This is a genomic window from Bacillus sp. C30 (genome assembly GCF_040838255.1).
In the GTDB taxonomy this organism is placed as follows: domain Bacteria; phylum Bacillota; class Bacilli; order Bacillales; family Bacillaceae_G; genus Bacillus_A; species Bacillus_A mycoides.
This window is the reverse complement of record NZ_JBFPJH010000454.1, coordinates 1-2,319: the sequence shown is the minus strand read 5'-3', so window position 1 is coordinate 2,319 and position 2,319 is coordinate 1. Positions and strand designations below refer to the sequence as shown.

Below are 2,319 nucleotides of genomic sequence, written 5' to 3'. Positions count from 1 at the left end.
CCATACAATCGTTCAATTCTAACTGTTCAGCAGTTAGCGAAGCAAATAGGACAAGAAGTTTTAGTATTTGAAGACTTAAAAGAGAGAATCTTTATTGCTGAAGAGGAACGAATGTCGGATAAAGAATTATTTCCTTTGATAAAAAAGTCATTTTTAGACCCCGACTTTGCTTTAACGGGAGGAGAGTCTAATGTCGACTGTCAGAAACGTGCTATAAAAGTCTTAAAAGAATTATTAAACACCTATCGAGGACAGAAAGTAGTATTAGGCACTCATGGAGCTGTAATGACTTTGATGATGGGGTATTATGACAGTAAGTATGATTTGAATTTTTTACTTCAGACATCAAAACCAGATATATATAGAATGGAATTCAACGGGCAGGAATTGGTGGAAGTTAAAAGATTGTGGGAAATTTCATAGAGTGACTTTATTCATCCGTAGCTTCCCAAAATGACGTGTATTATAAGAAAAAGGGTTACTGCGGTAACCCTTTTTCTTATGGCACTGACGGGGATTGAGTTCAACAATCTAAAAAATTCGGTTTCTTAGCGTACAAAATTCACGTTTTGTTCTTGCTATCCCGAGGTGAAATGGGAGGGAATGTTTTTGGGCAGGATATCTTTAAAGTTATTTTTTAAATCAATCCTATTTTTTTTCATATACGGTATTGTTGTTTGTTCTATATTTCAGATTATTTTTGTCTGGAGTGTTTCGACAGGATTAGGGAGGGATGATATAGTCGGATTTTCTGATAATAAGTATGTAATTGGCCGTCCACCTGTTAGCTATAATTTATATAAAAAAGATAGTGGAGAAACTATATTAGATAATGTTAATGGTTATAAAAAGGGGAAAACTAAAAGCTATGTTCGAAATGAAGTTGAATTTGTAGTGATAGATGAGATAAAGGGTAGCTATGAATTGTATAAAATAGAAAATGCTTCAGAAAAGGAGATAGCATGGCTGAAAGAAATGAAGAAATTAGAATAATAGAGACTATCTGAAAGGTAAAGAAGCATACTTGTTATTGTTAGAGTTAAAAAATGGTTTAGACTGATAACTGAGTTTTATTTCATGAAAAGAGTCAGTATTAAAATAAAGTATTAGGGGGTCAGTCCGATCGCCATCAAGCTACTATTTTGAATCACCACCAAAACAAAAATTTTATCTCTCGACAGTTATATAGGAGAATTAAGCTCATTTTTTCGTTTTGGGGTGAATCTGTTTTCTTAAGTTGATGGACATGTGGCTGTACCCTATATTAGAAAAAACGATACTTTGATGCAAAGTTATGGTGCATGCAAGAGCATTACAGTTCTATCACCAATTCTTTTTTTGATATAATAGATGTGAAGCAGAAAATAGAAAGATACTGCTAGTCATTTATACTTAAAAGGTAGGGAGATTGAACAGAGTTATGGGGACAGAAAAAGAAATTAGTTCCGCTAAATTAATATGGAAGATGACGCGCCCGCATACATTAACGGCGACGTTTTCTCCTGTAATTTTAGGAACAGTAGCATCACTGTATGTTACAGACATTCATTGGCTTTTATTTATTGCGATGATGGTTGCATGTTTAGCATTGCAAATAGCAACGAACTTATTTAATGAGTACTATGATTTCAAACGTGGATTAGATACCGCTGATTCTGTTGGCATCGGTGGTGGAATTGTCCGTCATGGATTGAAACCAAAAAATGTGTTAACAGTTGCGCTTTTATTGTATGTGGTAGCAGCAATTATTGGAGTTTATATTTGTATGAATAGCAGCTGGTGGTTAGTCGTCATTGGTTTAATTGGGATGGCGGTTGGCTATTTATATACAGGTGGTCCATTACCAATTGCGTACACTCCTTTTGGAGAACTAGTTTCTGGATTGTTAATGGGGACATGTTTTGTACTCATTGCTTTCTTTATTCAAACGAATACTATAACGATTGAAAGTGTATTGATTTCCATTCCAATTGGAATTTTAGTTGGTGCAATCAATATGTCGAATAATATCCGAGATATCGAAGAAGATATTAAAGGTGGAAGAAAGACATTAGTAATCCTCCTTGGAAGAGAGAAAGCAGTAGTAACACTAGCTGTAGCCTTTTTCATTGCTTATTCATGGATCGTGGTAATTGTATTGATGGGTTATTTAAGCCCTTGGGCATTAGTTATGTTCCTAGGTTTGAGAAAGCCAATCTCTGCAATTCAAAGTTTCCAAAAAGGAGCAAAGGATCCCGGATATATGCGCATCGCAATGAAATCAACAGCGATGACAAATACGATTTTCGGCTTCTTATTATCAGCAGGATTATTAATCAG

Annotated in this window: 3 protein-coding genes; all 3 read left to right on the top strand. The window is 34.8% G+C overall.

The window, feature by feature from the left end:
- On the top strand, positions 1-423 hold a 423-nt coding region (locus AB3X49_RS21650), incomplete at its 5' end, for a histidine phosphatase family protein (RefSeq protein WP_367964664.1).
- Between the two features lie 186 nt (positions 424-609).
- Complete coding sequence (locus AB3X49_RS21645; RefSeq protein WP_367964662.1) at positions 610-993, top strand: hypothetical protein; 384 nt, start codon at positions 610-612, stop codon at positions 991-993.
- 427 nt (positions 994-1,420) lie between these two features.
- Positions 1,421-2,319: 1,4-dihydroxy-2-naphthoate polyprenyltransferase (gene menA, locus AB3X49_RS21640; RefSeq protein ID WP_367964660.1), on the top strand; the 899-nt coding region annotated here is incomplete at its 3' end.